Source organism: Paenirhodobacter populi (genome assembly GCF_004022215.1).
GTDB classification, from domain to species: Bacteria; Pseudomonadota; Alphaproteobacteria; order Rhodobacterales; family Rhodobacteraceae; genus Rhodobacter; species Rhodobacter populi.
Genome location: NZ_SAUZ01000014.1, coordinates 36,411 through 52,686, shown reverse-complemented (window position 1 = coordinate 52,686; position 16,276 = coordinate 36,411). Strand labels below are relative to the sequence as shown.

At 66.8% G+C, this 16,276-nt stretch carries 15 protein-coding genes; 9 read left to right on the top strand and 6 right to left on the bottom strand.

Features of this window, described 5'->3' with window-relative positions; genetic code table 11:
* Window positions 1–35: 35 nt before the first annotated feature.
* The gene (locus D2T30_RS12690) at window positions 36–1,058 is read left to right on the top strand and encodes an aspartate-semialdehyde dehydrogenase (RefSeq protein WP_128209163.1); all 1,023 of its coding nucleotides are present in this window, start codon (window positions 36–38) and stop codon (window positions 1,056–1,058) included.
* Between the two features lie 313 nt (window positions 1,059–1,371).
* Window positions 1,372–2,934, top strand: a complete 1,563-nt coding sequence (locus D2T30_RS12685; protein WP_164884299.1) for a DUF4139 domain-containing protein — start codon at window positions 1,372–1,374, stop codon at window positions 2,932–2,934.
* 135 nt (window positions 2,935–3,069) lie between these two features.
* Here the strand turns inward: D2T30_RS12685 and D2T30_RS12680 are convergent, their stop codons facing one another.
* Entirely contained in the window at window positions 3,070–3,720 is a 651-nt protein-coding gene (locus D2T30_RS12680; RefSeq protein WP_128180577.1) for a carbonic anhydrase, read from the bottom strand.
* 166 nt (window positions 3,721–3,886) lie between these two features.
* On the opposite strand from D2T30_RS12680, the gene D2T30_RS12675 reads away from it, so the two are divergent.
* Together D2T30_RS12675 and D2T30_RS12670 are read left to right on the top strand one after the other, a co-directional pair.
* A complete protein-coding gene (locus tag D2T30_RS12675) occupies window positions 3,887–5,305 on the top strand; it encodes a leucyl aminopeptidase family protein (protein ID WP_128209161.1) in 1,419 nt (472 codons plus the stop codon).
* A complete protein-coding gene (locus D2T30_RS12670) occupies window positions 5,302–6,126 on the top strand; it encodes a C40 family peptidase (RefSeq protein WP_128209160.1) in 825 nt (274 codons plus the stop codon). The genes D2T30_RS12675 and D2T30_RS12670 overlap by 4 nt, the downstream gene beginning before the upstream one ends.
* Before the next feature lie 276 nt (window positions 6,127–6,402).
* Here D2T30_RS12670 and D2T30_RS12665 read toward each other — a convergent pair whose 3' ends face one another.
* Entirely contained in the window at window positions 6,403–7,533 is a 1,131-nt protein-coding gene (locus D2T30_RS12665; protein WP_128209159.1) for an S-(hydroxymethyl)glutathione dehydrogenase/class III alcohol dehydrogenase, read from the bottom strand.
* Between the two features lie 74 nt (window positions 7,534–7,607).
* Here D2T30_RS12665 and D2T30_RS12660 point away from each other — a divergent pair, with 74 nt between their 5' ends.
* The gene (locus D2T30_RS12660; RefSeq protein WP_128180585.1) at window positions 7,608–7,949 is read left to right on the top strand and encodes an I78 family peptidase inhibitor; all 342 of its coding nucleotides are present in this window, start codon (window positions 7,608–7,610) and stop codon (window positions 7,947–7,949) included.
* A gap of 1 nt (window position 7,950) precedes the next feature.
* On the opposite strand, the gene hemN is transcribed toward D2T30_RS12660, so the two are convergent.
* The gene (gene hemN, locus D2T30_RS12655; protein ID WP_128209158.1) at window positions 7,951–9,306 is read right to left on the bottom strand and encodes an oxygen-independent coproporphyrinogen III oxidase; all 1,356 of its coding nucleotides are present in this window, start codon (window positions 9,304–9,306) and stop codon (window positions 7,951–7,953) included.
* A 60-nt stretch (window positions 9,307–9,366) separates the two neighbouring features.
* Here hemN and fnrL point away from each other — a divergent pair, with 60 nt between their 5' ends.
* Window positions 9,367–10,113, top strand: coding sequence for a transcriptional regulator FnrL (gene fnrL, locus D2T30_RS12650; protein ID WP_128180589.1), 747 nt, complete (start codon window positions 9,367–9,369; stop codon window positions 10,111–10,113).
* 36 nt (window positions 10,114–10,149) lie between these two features.
* Here fnrL and D2T30_RS12645 read toward each other — a convergent pair whose 3' ends face one another.
* The 3 genes from D2T30_RS12645 to D2T30_RS12635 all read right to left on the bottom strand — a co-directional run bounded on the left by D2T30_RS12645 (window position 10,150) and on the right by D2T30_RS12635 (window position 13,808).
* Window positions 10,150–10,989 (bottom strand): universal stress protein, encoded by an 840-nt coding sequence (locus D2T30_RS12645; protein WP_128180591.1) that lies wholly within the window; start codon window positions 10,987–10,989, stop codon window positions 10,150–10,152.
* A gap of 158 nt (window positions 10,990–11,147) precedes the next feature.
* Window positions 11,148–12,857, bottom strand: coding sequence for a D-alanyl-D-alanine carboxypeptidase family protein (locus D2T30_RS12640; protein ID WP_128209157.1), 1,710 nt, complete (start codon window positions 12,855–12,857; stop codon window positions 11,148–11,150).
* Between the two features lie 255 nt (window positions 12,858–13,112).
* Window positions 13,113–13,808, bottom strand: coding sequence for an HAD family hydrolase (locus D2T30_RS12635; protein ID WP_128209156.1), 696 nt, complete (start codon window positions 13,806–13,808; stop codon window positions 13,113–13,115).
* A 130-nt stretch (window positions 13,809–13,938) separates the two neighbouring features.
* On the opposite strand from D2T30_RS12635, the gene clpS reads away from it, so the two are divergent.
* Genes clpS through D2T30_RS12620 form a run of 3 tightly spaced genes read left to right on the top strand, consistent with a single transcriptional unit; the run spans window position 13,939 to window position 16,231 of the window.
* The gene (clpS, locus tag D2T30_RS12630) at window positions 13,939–14,310 is read left to right on the top strand and encodes an ATP-dependent Clp protease adapter ClpS (protein WP_241560669.1); all 372 of its coding nucleotides are present in this window, start codon (window positions 13,939–13,941) and stop codon (window positions 14,308–14,310) included.
* Window positions 14,311–14,342: 32 nt separating this feature from the next.
* The gene (locus tag D2T30_RS12625; RefSeq protein WP_128209155.1) at window positions 14,343–15,410 is read left to right on the top strand and encodes a class I SAM-dependent methyltransferase; all 1,068 of its coding nucleotides are present in this window, start codon (window positions 14,343–14,345) and stop codon (window positions 15,408–15,410) included.
* Between the two features lie 11 nt (window positions 15,411–15,421).
* A complete protein-coding gene (locus D2T30_RS12620; protein ID WP_128209154.1) occupies window positions 15,422–16,231 on the top strand; it encodes an SDR family NAD(P)-dependent oxidoreductase in 810 nt (269 codons plus the stop codon).
* Window positions 16,232–16,276: the final 45 nt, after the last annotated feature.

The window sequence follows — 16,276 nt, the reverse complement described above, 5'->3', positions numbered from 1 at the left end:
CTATGCGCGGCCTGCTTTGAGCATGGAGGTCCAAGATGGGCTATAAAGTCGTCGTCGCGGGCGCCACGGGCAATGTGGGCCGCGAAATGCTGAACATTCTCGCCGAGCGCGAGTTTCCTGCCGATGAGGTTGTCGCTCTGGCTTCGCGCCGGAGCCTTGGCACCGAGGTCAGCTTTGGCGACAAAACCCTGAAAACCAAGGACATCGAGGGCTTCGATTTCACCGGTTACGATATCGCGCTGTTCGCGATCGGCTCGGATGCGACGAAGGTCTATGCGCCGATCGCCGCGAAGGCGGGCTGCGTGGTGATCGATAACTCCTCGCTCTACCGCTACGATCCGGATGTTCCGCTGGTCGTGCCGGAGGTGAATGCCGCCGCCGTCGACGGCTATGCGAAGAAGAACATCATCGCCAATCCGAACTGCTCGACCGCGCAGCTCGTGGTGGCGCTGAAGCCTTTGCATGACCGCGCGAAGATCAAGCGCGTCGTGGTCGCGACCTATCAGTCGGTCTCGGGCGCGGGCAAGGAAGGCATGGACGAGCTGTGGGAACAGACGAAGGCCGTCTACAACCCGACCTCGGACGTGCCGCCGAAGAAATTCCCGAAGGAGATCGCCTTCAACGTGATCCCGCATATCGACGTTTTCCTGGACGATGGCTCGACCAAGGAAGAATGGAAGATGGTGGCGGAGACGAAGAAGATCCTCGACAAGTCGATCAAACTGACCGCGACCTGCGTGCGGGTGCCGGTTTTCGTCGGCCATTCGGAAGCGGTGAACATCGAGTTCGAGGAATTCCTCGACGAGGACGAGGCCCGCGACATCCTGCGCGAGGCGCCGGGCGTCATGGTCATCGACAAGCGCGAACCGGGCGGCTACGTCACGCCGAAGGAATGCGTGGGCGATTACGCCACCTTCATCTCGCGCATCCGTCAGGATTCGACCGTCGAGAACGGTCTGAACCTGTGGTGCGTGTCGGACAACCTGCGCAAGGGTGCAGCGCTGAACGCGGTGCAGATCGCGGAGACCCTTGGCAAGCGCTGCCTGAAGAAAGGCTGAAGAAGGAGGGGGCCAGCCCCCTCTTTCCCTCCGGGAAATTCACCCCCGGGATATTTATGGAAGAATGAAAGCCAAAAGGCGTTCAGGTGCCTTTGAAGCGTGTTGCGTGAGCGCATGCCGGAAACGGATTTTCGGGCTTTCTTGTTTCCATGAATGTCTTGGGATGAGGTGGATCAGATGACCCTCCAGTGGAAGGTCATCGCGCGGAATGCGCGCGTGCCCGTCTGACGCAGCTGTGAGGCCGGTGTGGGGCGACAGAGCTTGCCTTTCCCCGCCCGCAAGGCGACCCTCCGGGCAATTCCAGGAGGATCAGATGCGTTCGTTTCTTGCTTCATTGCTGATGACCGTCGCGCCCGCCGCGCTGTTCGCGGCGCCGGTCGAGACGCCGGCGAAGGTGACATCGGTGATTTTGTTTCCCCAAGGCGCGCAGGTGACGCGCATCGCGACGGTCGAGGGGGGACAGGTGCTGATCCCCGGTCTGCCGGACGGGACCGATATCTCGACGCTGCGGGTGACGGGCGATGGTGTCGCGGTTGGGGCGGTGACGCTGATCGACGACCGCCAGCCGGTGGCGGGGCAGCCTGACAGCCCGGCCGTTGCCGAGGCGCGGGCGCGGGTCGAGACGCTGGAACAGGCGCTGGCCGAAAAGACCGACGCCATCGCGCAGATGCGGGCGGGGGCCGGGGCGGCGCGGGCGCGGGCGGATGTCCTGCGCGGCGCCTCGACCCAGAACACGCCGCTGGCCGAGCTGGAAAACCTTGCCCGCACCGTGGGCGAGGGCGTGCGCGCGGCCGAGCAGGAGGCGCTGACCATCGAGGCGCAGGCCCGCGATGCCGATGCCGCGCTGAAGCCCGACCGCGAAGCGCTGGAACAGGCGCGGCAGGCGCTTGCGGCGCTGGAACATCCGGCGAAGGGTTCGGATACGCTGCTGGTCGAGGCGTCGGGCGCTGGCACGCTGACCATCACCACCTTCGTCGCGGATGCGGGCTGGTCGCCGGCCTATGACCTGCGGCTCGACAGCGGGGCGGGGGCACTGGCGCTCGACCGGCTCGTCTCGGTGCGGCAGGCGGCGGGGGAGGACTGGCTGGGCGTGGATCTGACGCTGTCGACCGCGCGGCCGTCGGACCGCACCGATCCGTCCGAGATCTGGCCCGAGCAGGTGCGGTTCGGCCCGCCCGATGCGCCGCGCCCGATGGCCGAGGCGACGGGGTTCCGCAAGGCCGACATAGCCATGATGGCCGATGCCGCCGTGCCGGAAATGCAGGGTGAGACGCTGACCTATCGCTATCCCGCCGCCGTGGATATCCGCGATGGGGTGGAGGGGCTGCGGCTGAAGCTCGACACGATCGACCGCCCGGTCAGCCTGCGCGCCGAGGCGGTGCCGCTGCTGGATACGACGGCCTACCGGATGGTCGAGGGCACGGCGGGGGACGAACCCCTGCTGCCCGGCCCGGCGGCGCTATTCGTTGACGGAGCGATGGTCGGCTCCTCCCATCTGCCGATGATCGCGGCGGGGGCGGAGTTCCGGCTGGGCTTCGGCGCGATCGACGGGCTGACGCTGAAGCGCGTCATCCCCGGCGCGAGCGAGGGCGGCCGCGGGCTGATCTCGCGGTCCAATGCGCGTGTGGAAACGGTGCGGATCACGGTCGAGAACCTGACCCCGCGCGACTGGCCGCTGCGGGTGCTGGACCGCGTGCCCTATTCCGAGCAGGACGATCTGAAGGTCACCTACAAGGCCGATCCCGCGCCCACCGCCACGGACTGGAAGGACAAGCGTGGCGTTCTGGCCTGGGAATTCGATCTTCCGGCGGGCGGGAACCGGGATATCACGGTTGAAACCACGTTGAACTGGCCTGCCGGGCAGGTGCTGCAATAGGCGCGGATCCACAACGTCCGGTGCGGGCGGTTGGGGAGGGAGGGGGCCAGCCCCCTCTTTGCCTGACGGCAAATTCACCCCCGGGATATTTGCGGAAAGATGAAAGCAACAGATGCCGGCGTGTTCGGGCGCGGATCAGACCTGCTCGAACGCGCCGCGCGCCGGGTTGTATTGTTCCAGTGCGCCCGAGCCGATGTCGTGCCAGAGGCCATGCAGGGTCATGTTGTCGGAATCCAGCGCCGCCTTGACGAAGGGGAAGGTGATCAGGTTTTCGAGGCTGACGACGACCGCCTCATGTTCCAGCGCGTTGACCTGCTTTTCTTCGGGCTGTTCCTTTACCCGCTCGAACCCCGGGCGCAGCAGGTCGAGCCAGGCGCCGACGAAGGAGGTCTTTTCCTCCAGCTCCGGCGCGTGGCCCGTGCACATCGCATGGCAGCCCGCGACGCCGCCGCATTGCGAATGGCCAAGCACGATCAGATGCGCGACCTTGAGCGAGCTGACCGCATATTCCACCGCCGCCGAGGTGCCGTGATGGTCGCCGTCCGGATTGTAGGGCGGCACGAGGTTGGCGATGTTGCGGTGGATGAAGAACTCCCCCGAATCCGCGCCGAAGATCGAGGTGACGTGAACCCGCGAATCGCAGCATGAGATCACCATGGACCGGGGGCGCTGCCCTTCCTCGGCGAGGCGGCGGTACCAGGCCTTGTTCTCGGCATAGGCGGTGGCCTGCCAGCCGTGGAAGCGGTTCACCAGATACGATGGCAAGGGCCGAACATGTTCGTGCATCGCTGTCTCCTGTGGATCGGTTTTCCGTAGATAGGCCGCTGCGGGCGCGGGTGCGAGTGAATTTTGCATCCGCAGCATCAATCCGGCCCCTCGCACGGCATTGCGCCCGCCGCCAGCGGCGCTAGGTTCGGGGAAGGCGCGAAGCGCCCAGTGACCGGAGCCTGTGATGACCGACCCTTTCCGTAACCGTCCCGCATTGCGTTTCGCCCCCGATGGGGCCGAGGCGCTGCCGCTGTATCTGCTGGAACCCGACGCGCCCCTGCCCGCGGCGCTGACGCCCGCGCAGCGGGCCTTTGCTCAGGCGCAGGGCTTTGCCGGGGCGCTCGGGGCGCTCTGCCTTTTGCCGGATGCGCAGGGCGGCATCGCGGCGGCGCTGTTCGGTTATGGCACGGCGGCGCGGCGGCGGCGCGGGCGCTATGCGCTGGCCGGGGTGGCGGCGAAACTGCCGGCGGGGAACTGGCGCATCGTGGCGGATCTGCCGCCCGAGGTGGCGGAGGCCGAGGCGCTCGGCTGGCTGCTGGAAGGCTACCGCTTCGACGATTATGCGGCGCTTGCCGTGCCCGAGGCCCGGCTGGTCTGTCCCGAGGGGCTCGACCCTGCGCGGATCGAGGTTCTGGCCGAGGGCGAGGCCCTGACCCGCGACCTCATCAACACGCCGCCGAACGACATGGGGCCGGAGGAGCTGGAAGCCGCCACCCGCGCCGTCGCCGCCCGGCACGGGGCGGAGGTGACGGCCGTGGTTGGCGATGACCTGCTGGCCCGCGGCTATCCGCTGATCCATGCCGTCGGTCGCGCCAGCCCGCGGGCGCCGCGGCTGCTGGACCTGCGGTGGGGCGCGGCGGGGCCGGAGCTGACGCTGGTCGGCAAGGGGGTCTGTTTCGATACCGGCGGGCTCGACATCAAGCCGCCGTCCTCGATGGGGCTGATGAAAAAGGACATGGGCGGGGCGGCGACGGTCCTTGGCCTTGCGCATATGATCATGGCGCTGAAGCTGCCCCTGCGGCTGCGGGTGCTGATCCCGGCGGTGGAAAATGCGGTGGGCGGCGCGGCCTTCCGACCGCAGGACATCTATACCTCGCGCAAGGGGCTGACGGTCGAGATCAACAATACCGACGCCGAGGGGCGGCTGGTGCTGGCCGATGCGCTGGCGGCGGCGGATGAGGAAAGCCCCGATCTGATCCTGTGCATGGCGACGCTGACGGGGGCGGCGCGGGTGGCGCTTGGCCCCGATGTGCCGCCGTTCTTCACGGATGACGAGGCTCTGGCCGGGGCGCTGGCCTCCGGCGCGCGACGGGCGGCCGATCCGCTCTGGCGGCTGCCTTTCTGGGAACCATACGAGGGGATGATCGAGCCGGGCATCGCCGATCTGGACAACGCGCCTTCGGGCGGCATGGCCGGGTCGATCACGGCGGCGCTGTTCCTGCGCCGGTTTGTCACCGAGACCGGGCGTTTCGCGCATTTCGACATCTACGGCTGGCAGCCCACGGCGCAGCCGGGCCGGCCCAAGGGCGGAGCCTGTCAGGGGGCGCGGGCGATCCTTGCCGCGCTTCCTGAAATTCTGGGGCCGGAGGTTCTGGACCTGTGACGGACCGCCGACTGACGCCGAATTCCGGCCGCATCGCGCATGTCTCGCTGAAGGGACAGGTGAATGTGCCGCTGACCACGGGCGAGCCCGCCCGTGTCGCCGCCCCGGTCACCGACCTCTGCCCCGAGCCCGGCGCGTTGCGCGACCGGCAGGTGATCTTCGGCGCCGAGGTGACGGTGATCGACCGGCAGGACGGCTGGAGCTTCCTGCGCGCCGAGGCGGATGGCTATTGCGGCTGGGTCGTGGATGGCGCGCTGACGGCGCCCGCCCCCGCCACGCATCTGGTCCATGTGCCTACCACGCATGTCTACCGCGAAGCCTCGATCAAGCGGGGGGAGGTGATGCGGCTCAGCCTCGGCGCGCGCCTGCCGGTGCTGGAGGAGGACGCGAAATTCGCCCGCATCGCCGAGGGATATATTCCGATCCAGCATCTGCGCCCGATCACACGGAACGATGCCGATCCGGTGGCGGTGGCGGAACGGCTGCTGGGCACGCCCTATCTGTGGGGCGGCAATTCCCGCGACGGGATCGATTGTTCGGGGCTGGTTCAGATGGCGCTGACGCTGTGCGGCCGCGCATGTCCGGGCGACAGCGACCTGCAACGCGCGGCTTTCGGGGATTTCCTGCCCGCCGAAGAGCCGCCCCGGCGCGGCGATCTGTTCTTCTGGAAGGGGCATGTGGCGATGGCCTGCGACGCCGATACGTTGATCCATGCGAATGGTTATACGATGAATGTCGCCTATGAGGGCATTACCGCCTGTCTCGCCCGGATCGCGGCGGCAGGCGAAGGGCCGTTCTACGGCGTCAAGCGTCCGGCCTGACCGGCGGACGGCGCGGGGACACTGCCCGCCCGTCCCGGCGGCATTCGGCGGTGCATTCTCGTGTCGGAAGGCCGCCCGATCCACATCCGGCGGGGCATCCTTCCACCGGCAGGTTGCCTGATCCGCATTCGGCGGGGCATCCTGCCTCTGGAAGGCTGCCTGATCCGCCTCATGCCCCAAAATACTCATGGAAAACGACGGCTGGCAGGTTTTGCCTTTCATTCTTCCATAAATATCCTCGGGGGTGTGGGGGCAGACAGCCCCCACGCTGCGCTCTCAGTAAACGACCACGGCGCGGATCGACTCGCCCTTGTGCATCAGCTCGAACCCTTCGTTGATGCGTTCGAGCGGCAGGGTATGGGTGATCATCGGGTCGATCTCGATCTTGCCGTCCATATACCAGTCGACGATGCCCGGCACGTCGGTGCGCCCGCGCGCGCCGCCGAAGGCCGTGCCCTTCCACACCCGCCCGGTGACGAGCTGGAACGGACGGGTCTGGATTTCCGCCCCCGCCGGCGCCACGCCGATGACGACCGACACGCCCCAGCCGCGGTGGGTGCATTCCAGCGCGTCGCGCATCACCTTGACGTTCCCGGTGCAGTCGAAGCTGTAATCCGCGCCGCCGATCAGGTCGAAGGGGGTCTTGGTCATCTCGACGATCGCCTGCACGACCGAGCCCTCGATCTTTGACGGATTGACGAAATGGGTCATGCCGAAACGCTCGCCCCATTCCTTTTTGGAGTCATTCAGATCGACGCCGATGATCATGTCGGCACCGGCAAGCTTCAGCCCCTGGATGACGTTCAGCCCGATGCCGCCCAGACCGAAGACCACCGCCTTGGCGCCGATTTCCACCTTGGCGGTGTTGATGACGGCGCCGATGCCGGTGGTCACGCCGCAGCCGACATAGCAGATCTTGTCGAAGGGCGCGTCGTCGCGGATCTTCGCCAGCGCGATTTCCGGCACCACCGTATGCTGCGCAAAGGTCGAGCAGCCCATGTAGTGGTGGATCGGCGTGCCGTCGAGCATGGAAAACCGCGTCGTGCCGTCGGGCAGCAGCCCCTGTCCCTGCGTCGAACGGATCGCCGTGCAGAGGTTCGTCTTGCGGCTGAGGCAGGACGGGCATTCGCGGCATTCGGGGGTATAGAGCGGAATGACATGATCGCCCGGCTTCAGCGAGGTGACGCCTTCGCCCACCTCGATCACCACGCCCGCGCCCTCATGGCCCAGAATCGCCGGGAAGATCCCCTCGGGGTCGGCACCGGAAAGGGTGAACTCGTCGGTGTGACAGATCCCCGTCGCCTTGATTTCGACCAGCACCTCGCCGGCCTTCGGGCCTTCGAGGTTCACTTCCATGATTTCAAGCGGTTTGCCGGGGGCAACAGCCACGGCGGCACGGGTTCTCATCGGCAAATCCTCGCTGTATAGATGCTTGCCAGAACCTGAGCGAAAGTGCCGGGCAAAGCAAGAATGGGTGCGACATGATATTCCGCTTTTCCGCCATTGCCGTGGCGGTAGTGCTGGTGGCAGGGTGCCAGAGCACGGTCGAGAACACCGATCCCGCAGAGCCGGTGCCGGTTCCCTACATGACCCCGCCCGTCAGCCAGGAAGGCGCCCTCGAACAGCGCGAGCCCGATCTGTGCGGTGCGCGGAACTATGTCTCGGTGCTTGGGCAGCCGTCCTCGGTGATCCCGACGCTGGGTGTCTCGGGGCCGATCAGCGTGGTGGAATGGCGCGGGATCGAGCCGCAGGAATACAATCCGAAGCGGGTGGTGTTCCGGCTCGACCAGCTTGGCAACATCTTCAACATCGACTGCGGCTGATCTAGATCGCCGAGCTGTGGCCCGCCACGGACAGGTCGTAGCCGTCGAAATGCCGCGCGATCATCCGCGTCAGCGGTCGGCCCGGGGCGGGGATCGTCAGCCCGTCCGGGCCCAGCTGCACCATTTCGCCGAAATGATCGGCGCAGTTCTGGAACAACGCCTGCAAACGCGCGGGATCGGCGCCGTGATCGTGGATCAGCTCGGCCGTCGAGACGTGGAAATCGCACATCAGCGCCTCGATCAGCCGGGCGCGGAGCCGGTCCTCGCCCGCGAAGGCATGGCCGCGCGCGGTGGAAAAGCGCCCCTCCCGGATCGCGGCGACATGGGCCGAGGTCGCCGGGGCGTTCTGCGCATAGCCCTGCGGAAAGCGCGAGATGGAACTGGCGCCGAAGCCCAGCAGGACCTCGGCCAGATCGTCGGTATAGCCCTGAAAATTGCGTCGCAGCTTGCCCGCCTGCCGCGCTTTCGACAGTTTGTCCGAGGGCAGGGCGAAATGGTCGATGCCGATTTCATCATAGCCATCCGCCAGAAACAGGTCGCGCGCCGTGCGGAACAGCGCCAGCCGTTCCTGCGGCGTCGGCAGATGGTCCGAGGGGATCAGCACCTGCCGCCGCGCCATCCATGGCACATGCGCATAGCCGTAAAGCGCCACCCGGTCGGGTTCGAGGGACAGGAGCTTCTGCACCGAATCCGCGATCTTTTCCGGGCTCTGATAGGGCAGGCCGAACAGGATGTCGGCGTTCAGGCTGGCCACGCCGCGGTCGCGAATCATCTCGGCCGCGGCGCGGGTGGTTTCATAGCTCTGGTTGCGGCCGATCACGCCCTGAATCTGCGGATCGAAATCCTGCACCCCGATCGAGGCGCGGTTCATCCCGCTGGCCGCCAGCGCATCCATCCGCGCGGTGTCGATCTCGTTCGGATCGATCTCGACCGAAAATTCGCCGCCTTCGCCCATCGGCACCACATCGAAGGTCGCCTCGGCCAGACGGCGAATCAGGTCGGGCGGCATCAGGGTTGGCGTGCCGCCGCCCCAATGCAGGCGCGACAGGGTCACCCCGGGTGCAAGATGCGGTTTCAGCAGCGCGAGTTCCCGCAGCAGCACATCGGCATAGGCGCGGACGGTATCCTCGCTTTGCGTGCCCTGCGTGCGGCAGGCGCAGAACCAGCACAGATGGCGGCAGAATGGCACGTGCATATACAGGGAGATACGCGCGCCGGGGGGAATCGCCTCGATCCAGCGTTGGTAATCCTCCGCCCCCACATCCGCGGTGAAATGCGGCGCTGTCGGATAGCTCGTATAGCGGGGAACCCGCGCATCGAAGAGGCCGAGCCGGGCGAGTTGCGATTCCTGTTCCATGCGTATACCTTTACGCCGACATTGCCGCGCGCAAATTGACCCATATCAAGCGATACCCAGATGGCGCATGATGACCTTCCTCACGGCACGCTGACCTGCGGCGAATGTCCGATCCGGCATCGCGCCGTCTGCGCCCGCTGCGAACCGACGGAACTGGGCGAGCTGGAGCGGATCAAATACTACCGCAGCTTCGAGGCCGGCCAGACGGTGATCTGGGCGGGCGACCAGATGGATTTCGTGGCCTCGGTCGTGTCGGGGATCGCCACGCTGACCCAGACGATGGAAGACGGGCGCACGCAGATGGTGGGGCTGCTGCTGCCTTCGGATTTCGTCGGGCGGCCCGGGCGGGCGCGGGCGGCCTATAACGTCATCGCGACGACCGACATCCTGATGTGCTGTTTCCGCCGCAAGCCCTTTGAAGACATGATGGAACGCACACCGCATCTGGCGCAGCGGCTGTTGCAGATGACGCTGGATGAACTGGACGCGGCGCGGGAATGGATGCTGCTTCTGGGCCGCAAGACGGCGCGGGAAAAGATCGCCTCGCTGCTGTCGATCATCGCGCGGCGGGATGCCTCGGTGAACATGATGCCGTCCATCGGGCGGATGAGCTTTGACCTGCCGCTGACGCGCGAGGCGATGGCGGATTACCTTGGCCTGACGCTGGAAACCGTGTCGCGGCAGATCTCGGCGCTGAAGCGCGAGGGGGTGATCGAGCTGGCCGGCAAGCGCCATGTCACTGTGCCCGACATGGACCGGCTGATGTTCGAGGCGGGCGACGACAGCGACGGGGGCCTTGTCGGCTGACCCGGAGGGAGGGCGCCCGAAGGCGCCGCTCCCGAATCAGTGGGCCATCAGCACCGGCGTTTCCGCCAGTTCCAGCATGTGCCGCGTGGCACCGCCCAGAATCGCCTCGCGGAAGCGCGAATGGCCATAGGCGCCCATCACCACCAGATCGGCGTTGGTATCGCGCAGGTGGCGGTTCAGCACGTCCGAAATCCGCGGCATGGTTTTCGCCAGAACCGAGACCTCGCATTTCACGCCATGGCGGACGAGGTATTGGCTCAGTTGTCCGCCGGGATCCGACCGTTCCGGCCCATGCGCGGGCGGGTCGATCACGGTGATGTCGACAAGCTCCGCCGCCTTCAGGATCGGCATCGACTTGCGCACGGCGTCCAGCGCCTCGTTCGACTGGTTCCACGCGATGATGACGCGGCGCGCCGGAACTTCGCCGGTGTAGCCGTCGGGCACGATCAGCACGGGGACATCGCCCTCGAACAGCGCCGATTCGAGCGCCGCCTCGATTTCAAGGCCGCGGCCCTCGCCGTAGGGACGGCCCATGATGACGAGGTCGGAAAAGCGCGCGCGCATCCCCACCACCGTGCCCACGGTGCCGATCTGCACCACCATCGCCTCGGACGACCAGCGGATGTCCTCGGTCGCGAGCCGCGTCTTGATCGCGGTTTCGATGGCGCGTGCGTCGTTTTGCGCGCGTTCCAGCGCCTCTTGCTGCACGAAGGCCGCGGCGCCGGCGTAGTAATAGCCGGTCTGCGTGCGGTCGATGCCCATGCACAGGATTTCCAGATGGGCATCCCGGCGGCGGGCGACGGCGATTGCGGTTTCGATCTGTGCCTTGGCGGCTGCCAGATCGGTCACCACCGTCAGAAGGGTTTTATAGGCCATGGCCAGTTCTCCGCTCATGTTTCCTATCGTCACCGTAACAACTAGGGGGCGGGGCCGCTTTGACAAGGATCAAGCCCCGCAGGGAACGCGCGTGCCGGAGGGCTGCCTTACGCGGGGGAATGCTGCGCCGCAGGCCGGTCTCGCACGCGCTGATTCGCTCAGGGTCCGATCACGTTGCAATCCGTCGCCCGCGCCGTCAGCCGCGCGCAGGCAAGCTCCGCCCCGGCCTTGGTCATGCCGACGAAATTCGCCTCGAACGCGGTCTTGGTCTTGGCGACCTTGCGCAGCGCGCTGCCAAGCGCGTCGCTTTCCATCAGCGCCGTCTTCAGCAGCATCCGTTCCGCCGCATATTGCGTGTTGAACTTGCCGACGTTGATGCCCCAGTTGCGCCCGCCGGAGGTGGAGGCCCGGGCGATCACCTCGCGCGTTTGCTGCTTGGCGGGGGCGGGGGGCGTCATCGCGGCCAGAATGACCGTATCATTGCGCGGCGCCTTCTGCTCGGCCAGTTGCAGCGTTTCGGGCTGCGGGGTCGAGGTCTGGATGAAGACCGGATCCTTCGGATCGGCGTCACCCTCGGCCACCATGTCGGGGTCGAACTGAGGTTCGTCGCCCAAGGCCAGCGTTTCGGGCTGCGGCGCGGTGGATTGCGCGAAGGCGATGGCGCCCTCGATCGCGCTCGGCTCGACGGTTCCGGGTGCGGTTCCGGCCTGCTGGATCTGCGGCGAGCGGGGCAGGGGCCGGGGGCCGGTGGGGGCCGGGGTCGAAACCGCATTGGCGGCAAGCTGGACGGCAAGCGATTCGGCCTCGGGATCGTGATGCGGCGCGGCGTCGGCGATGAGGGCTTCGGGGGCCGCGGCCGTGCCGGGACGCTTCATCGGGCGCAGGCTGCTGGCCGGGGCCACCTTGTTCGCGGTATTGGCGGCCACCTGCATCGTGCCCGGGGCCTCGCCCTCGTCGCCGGTATCGACCGCGCCGGTGACTTCCGGTCCCGCCAGATCCGACGACGCCTTGGCCATCAGCACGGGCTGCGGGCTGTTGGCCCTGTTCGGCGCGCGGGCAAAGCCGATGTCCAGCAGCTCGGCCACCTTGGCGTTGCGCTGCGCGGTCGAGGTGCCGCCGAACACCGTGGCGATGACGCGCTTGTTGCCCCGCTGCGCCGAGCCGACGAGGTTGAACCCCGCCGCCACGGTATAGCCGGTCTTGATCCCGTCCGCGCCGTCATAGGCGTCAAGGAAACGGCGGTTGGTGCTGGCCACCTTGGCGATGCCCGCATCCGCCGTGCGGCGCGAGAAGATGTTGTAATACTGCGGATAATCGTAGATCACATGCCGCCCGAGGATCGACATGTCCCGCGCGGTGGACAGGTGCCCCTGCCGCGTCAGGCCGTTGGCGTTCCGGAACGTCGTGCTGTTCATGCCAAGCGCCTTCGCCTGACGGTTCATCATCGTGGCGAAATTCGCCTCGTTCCCGCCCAGATAATCGCCGATCGCCGCCGCCGCGTCGTTGGCCGATTTCACCGCCGCCGCGCGAATCAGGTAACGGAGCTGGATCTTCTGCCCGGCGCGCAGGCCAAGCCGCGAGGGCGGCTGGCTGGCGGCGTTCTGCGAAACGGTGACCACCGAATCAAGGCTGACCTTGCCGCTTTCGACCGCCTGAAACGCCAGATACAGCGTCATCATCTTGGTCAGCGAGGCCGGATGCAGCCGCGTGTCCGCGTTTTTGGAATACAGCACCTCGCCGGTGCGGGCGTCCATCACCATGGCGGCGAAAGGCGCGGCGAAAACGGCGACCGGAAGAACGGTCAGGAAAACTGCCAGAAGCCCATGACGGACCCATCGCGTCAGCGTGGTCACGGTATCTGCCCTCATTGCTGCCTTGCGCCCGCTCTTGCGGCGGTGCTTTCGTTGAAGCCTATCATGGTTGGAACGCTCTGAAAACCTACTAATTTCAATCGGTTTCGGCGCGAACCTCATGATTCTGCCAGATATTGTCGGTCACCGGCGCCGTGACGCCACACCTTGTGAAACCATGGCGGATACTGGTTACCGTATCCTTTCGGACTACTGGCAGGCCGTGGACCGCACAAGGCACGGTTGTGGCGTGCGGCGGCTTTTCGCCGCGGCCTACCTGAGTCCGCCGATCAGCCCGGCCAGCGCGCCCAGATGCGGCAGTTCGGCAAAGCGCGGGCAGTCCTGCGGCGGGTCGGCATGTTCCAGCCCCCAGGTCAGGTCATGCGGCACATGCACGCCCCAGCCGCCGGCGGAAATCATCGGCAAGACGTCTGATTTCAAAGAGTTGCCCACCATCATCGCCTGATCCGCGCCGCTGGCGTGACGGCGGAAGACGGAGTGATACACCTCGGGCGTCTTGTCCGAGACGATCTCCACCGCGTCGAACAGATCTCCCAGACCCGAGGCCGCCAGCTTGCGTTCCTGATCCAGAAGATCGCCCTTGGTCACGAGGATGATGCGGAAATCGCCCGCCAGCGCCTCGATCGTCTCGCGGGCATGGGGCAGGATTTCGACCGGATGGCGCAGCATCTCGCGCCCGGCTTCGAGGATTTCGGCGATGACGCGGGCGGAAATGCGGCCGTCGCTGACCTCGATCGCGGTTTCGATCATCGACAGGGTGAAGCCCTTCACCCCGAAACCGTAGAGCCCGAGGTTGCGCACCTCCGCCGCGTGCAGGCGGGTTTCAAGGTCGGCGGCATCGACGTGATCGCGCAGGAGCCCGGCGAAATGCGCCTGCGTGTGCTGGAAGAAACGCTCGTTGTGCCACAGCGTGTCATCCGCGTCGAAACCGATTGCCGTCAGGGTCATCCGCAAGCCTCCCGTGCCCGCATAATCTGCCTTGCGGACGCGAGTTGTGCAATTCGCCCTTTCGCGGGCTTTTCTTGCGCCGCGAGTTCCCTATATTCAGCGGATGTCCTTCCCGATTCACGATCCGAGCATGTATTCCGCCCCGCGCATGGACAGTATCAGCCTGATCTCCGCCGGTCCGGTCCGCGCCGCGGGCGAGGATCCGGGCGAGGATCTTGGTATTTCGCTGAAGACCAAGCCCAAGACGCAGCGCCCGCCGATGTACAAGGTGCTGCTGCTGAACGACGATTACACGCCGATGGAATTCGTGGTGCACATCCTGGAACGGTTCTTCGGGATGACCCATGCGCAGGCCTTCGAGATCATGCTGACCGTGCACAAGAAGGGGCTGGCCGTCGTCGGCGTCTTCAGCTTCGAGGTGGCGGAAACCAAGGTGGTGCAGGTGATGGATTTCGCCCGCCGCCATCAGCATCCCCTGCAATGCACGATGGAAAAGGAATAGGGTTTGCGCCGCAAGGGCCGCCCGTTCGACATATGACACACCCCCGTCTTTCGCTCGCGCTCGACGCGCCCGATGCGCTTCCCGCCGCTGGCCGGATCGCGCTGTTCCGCCCGACCGCGCAGACCGACCTGTCGGATCTGCCCGCAGGCCGATTGCATGCCGTGCAGGGCTTCCGCCCGGATTTCGACGCGCTGACCGCGCGCGGCATCGACACCGCGCCCGAGGCCGAATGCCCCTATGCCGCGGCCGTGGTCTTTCTGCCCCGGTCCAAGGCCGAGGCGCGCGCGCTGCTGGCGCTGGCCTGTGAAACCGTCGTGCCGGGCGGTCCGGTCTGGGTCGACGGGCTGAAAACCGACGGCGTCGATTCGGTGCTGAAGGATCTGCGCGGGCGGCTGCCGGTGTCCGATCCGATCGCCAAGGCGCATGGCAAGATCTTCCGCTTTCTCGCCACGCCCGGCGGTCTGGCGGGGTGGGAGGCGCAGCCGCTCGAAGCCCTTCCCGGCTTCGTCACCATGCCGGGGGTGTTCTCGGCCGATGGGGTCGATCGCGGCTCGGCGCTGCTGGCCGCCTGCCTGCCCGAGGCGCTGCCCGCCCGCATGGCCGATATCGGCGCGGGCTGGGGCTGGCTCGCGGCGCAGGTGCTGGCGCATCGCGGGGTCGAAAGCCTCGATCTGGTCGAGGCGGAATACGCCGCCTGCGAATGCGCGAAACAGAACGTGCAGGATCCCCGGGCGCGGGTGCTCTGGGCCGATGCGCTGACCTTCCGGCCGGAAAACCGCTATTCGGCCGTGGTGACGAACCCGCCGTTCCATATGTCGCGCAATGCCGATCCGGCGCTTGGGCAGGCGTTCATCCGGGCCGCGGCGGGGATGCTGTCGCTGTCGGGCACGCTGTGGATGGTGGCGAACCGGCACCTGCCCTATGAGGATGTCCTGCGCGCCTGTTTCCACGAGGTCGAGGAGATCACGCCCCCCACCGGACGCGACGGCGCCTTCCGCATCGTCCGCGCCGAGCGGCCGATCCCGCAGTCGCGGCAGAAGGCCCCCGAACCCGTCGCGCCGCGTCGCGCCGCCCGGCATTCGGCCCGCCGGCCGCGCTGAAAGGACTTCCCATGTCGCTGTCCATCTCCGGCAAGATCGCCATCGTCACCGGGGCCGCACATGGCATCGGGTTGGCCATCGCGCGGCATTTTCTGGATCGCGGCGCGCAGGTGGTCTGCGCCGACCTTGACGAGGACAAGCTGATCGCCGAATTCGGCGATGCCGCCCGGTCCGAGGGACCGGCCCGGATCTTCGCCGGCAACCTGTGCGAAAAGCTCACCCAGTCGAACCTGCTGTCGGCGACGGCGGATGCCTTCGGGCGCGTCGACATTCTGGTCAATGCCGCGCGCAGCTTCGCCCCCTCGGACCCGCTCGACCCTTCGGGGGAGGTTCTGGATCAGATGCTGAAGCACAATCTTCTGGCCGGGCTGCGCCTGTCGCAGATGACAGCCAAGCGGATGATCGCGCAGGCCGAAAAGGAAGACCGCGAAGAGGGCGAGATCGGCGCCATCGTCAATATCTCGGCGCTGGCCGGGCAGCGCACGCAGCCCGAATTGCTGGCCTATTCCATCGCCTGCGCGGCGCAGGATCAGGCCACGCGCAGCCTTGCGGTGGCGCTCGCCCCGCATCGCATCCGGGTGAACGGCGTGGCCTTCGCCTCGGTGATGAGCGGGTCGCTGCAGGCCGCGCTCAAGGGCAATGACGACTGGCGCGAAGCGGTGATCGAGGGCACGCCCCTCGGCCGCATCGCCGCCGCCTCGGAACTGGTCGAGACGGTGCAGTATCTGGCCTCGACCGGCGCGGGTTTCGTCACCGGGCAGGTGATCACCGTCGATGGCGGGCGTGGCCTTCTGGACCGGGTGCAGATCCCGGCGCTTTAGCGGCACGAACACCCCGGGCAGAACCCTTCCTGTCTCTGCAAAGCT

Coding starts and splice junctions, on each gene's coding strand:
- D2T30_RS12690 (WP_128209163.1), top strand. CDS start 36: ATGGGCTATAAAGTCGTCGTCGCGGGCGCCACGGGCAATGTGGGCCGC.
- D2T30_RS12685 (WP_164884299.1), top strand. CDS start 1,372: ATGCGTTCGTTTCTTGCTTCATTGCTGATGACCGTCGCGCCCGCCGCG.
- D2T30_RS12680 (WP_128180577.1), bottom strand. CDS start 3,720: ATGCACGAACATGTTCGGCCCTTGCCATCGTATCTGGTGAACCGCTTC.
- D2T30_RS12675 (WP_128209161.1), top strand. CDS start 3,887: ATGACCGACCCTTTCCGTAACCGTCCCGCATTGCGTTTCGCCCCCGAT.
- D2T30_RS12665 (WP_128209159.1), bottom strand. CDS start 7,533: ATGAGAACCCGTGCCGCCGTGGCTGTTGCCCCCGGCAAACCGCTTGAA.
- D2T30_RS12660 (WP_128180585.1), top strand. CDS start 7,608: ATGATATTCCGCTTTTCCGCCATTGCCGTGGCGGTAGTGCTGGTGGCA.
- hemN (WP_128209158.1), bottom strand. CDS start 9,306: ATGGAACAGGAATCGCAACTCGCCCGGCTCGGCCTCTTCGATGCGCGG.
- fnrL (WP_128180589.1), top strand. CDS start 9,367: ATGGCGCATGATGACCTTCCTCACGGCACGCTGACCTGCGGCGAATGT.
- D2T30_RS12645 (WP_128180591.1), bottom strand. CDS start 10,989: ATGGCCTATAAAACCCTTCTGACGGTGGTGACCGATCTGGCAGCCGCC.
- D2T30_RS12640 (WP_128209157.1), bottom strand. CDS start 12,857: ATGAGGGCAGATACCGTGACCACGCTGACGCGATGGGTCCGTCATGGG.
- D2T30_RS12635 (WP_128209156.1), bottom strand. CDS start 13,808: ATGACCCTGACGGCAATCGGTTTCGACGCGGATGACACGCTGTGGCAC.
- clpS (WP_241560669.1), top strand. CDS start 13,939: ATGTATTCCGCCCCGCGCATGGACAGTATCAGCCTGATCTCCGCCGGT.
- D2T30_RS12625 (WP_128209155.1), top strand. CDS start 14,343: ATGACACACCCCCGTCTTTCGCTCGCGCTCGACGCGCCCGATGCGCTT.
- D2T30_RS12620 (WP_128209154.1), top strand. CDS start 15,422: ATGTCGCTGTCCATCTCCGGCAAGATCGCCATCGTCACCGGGGCCGCA.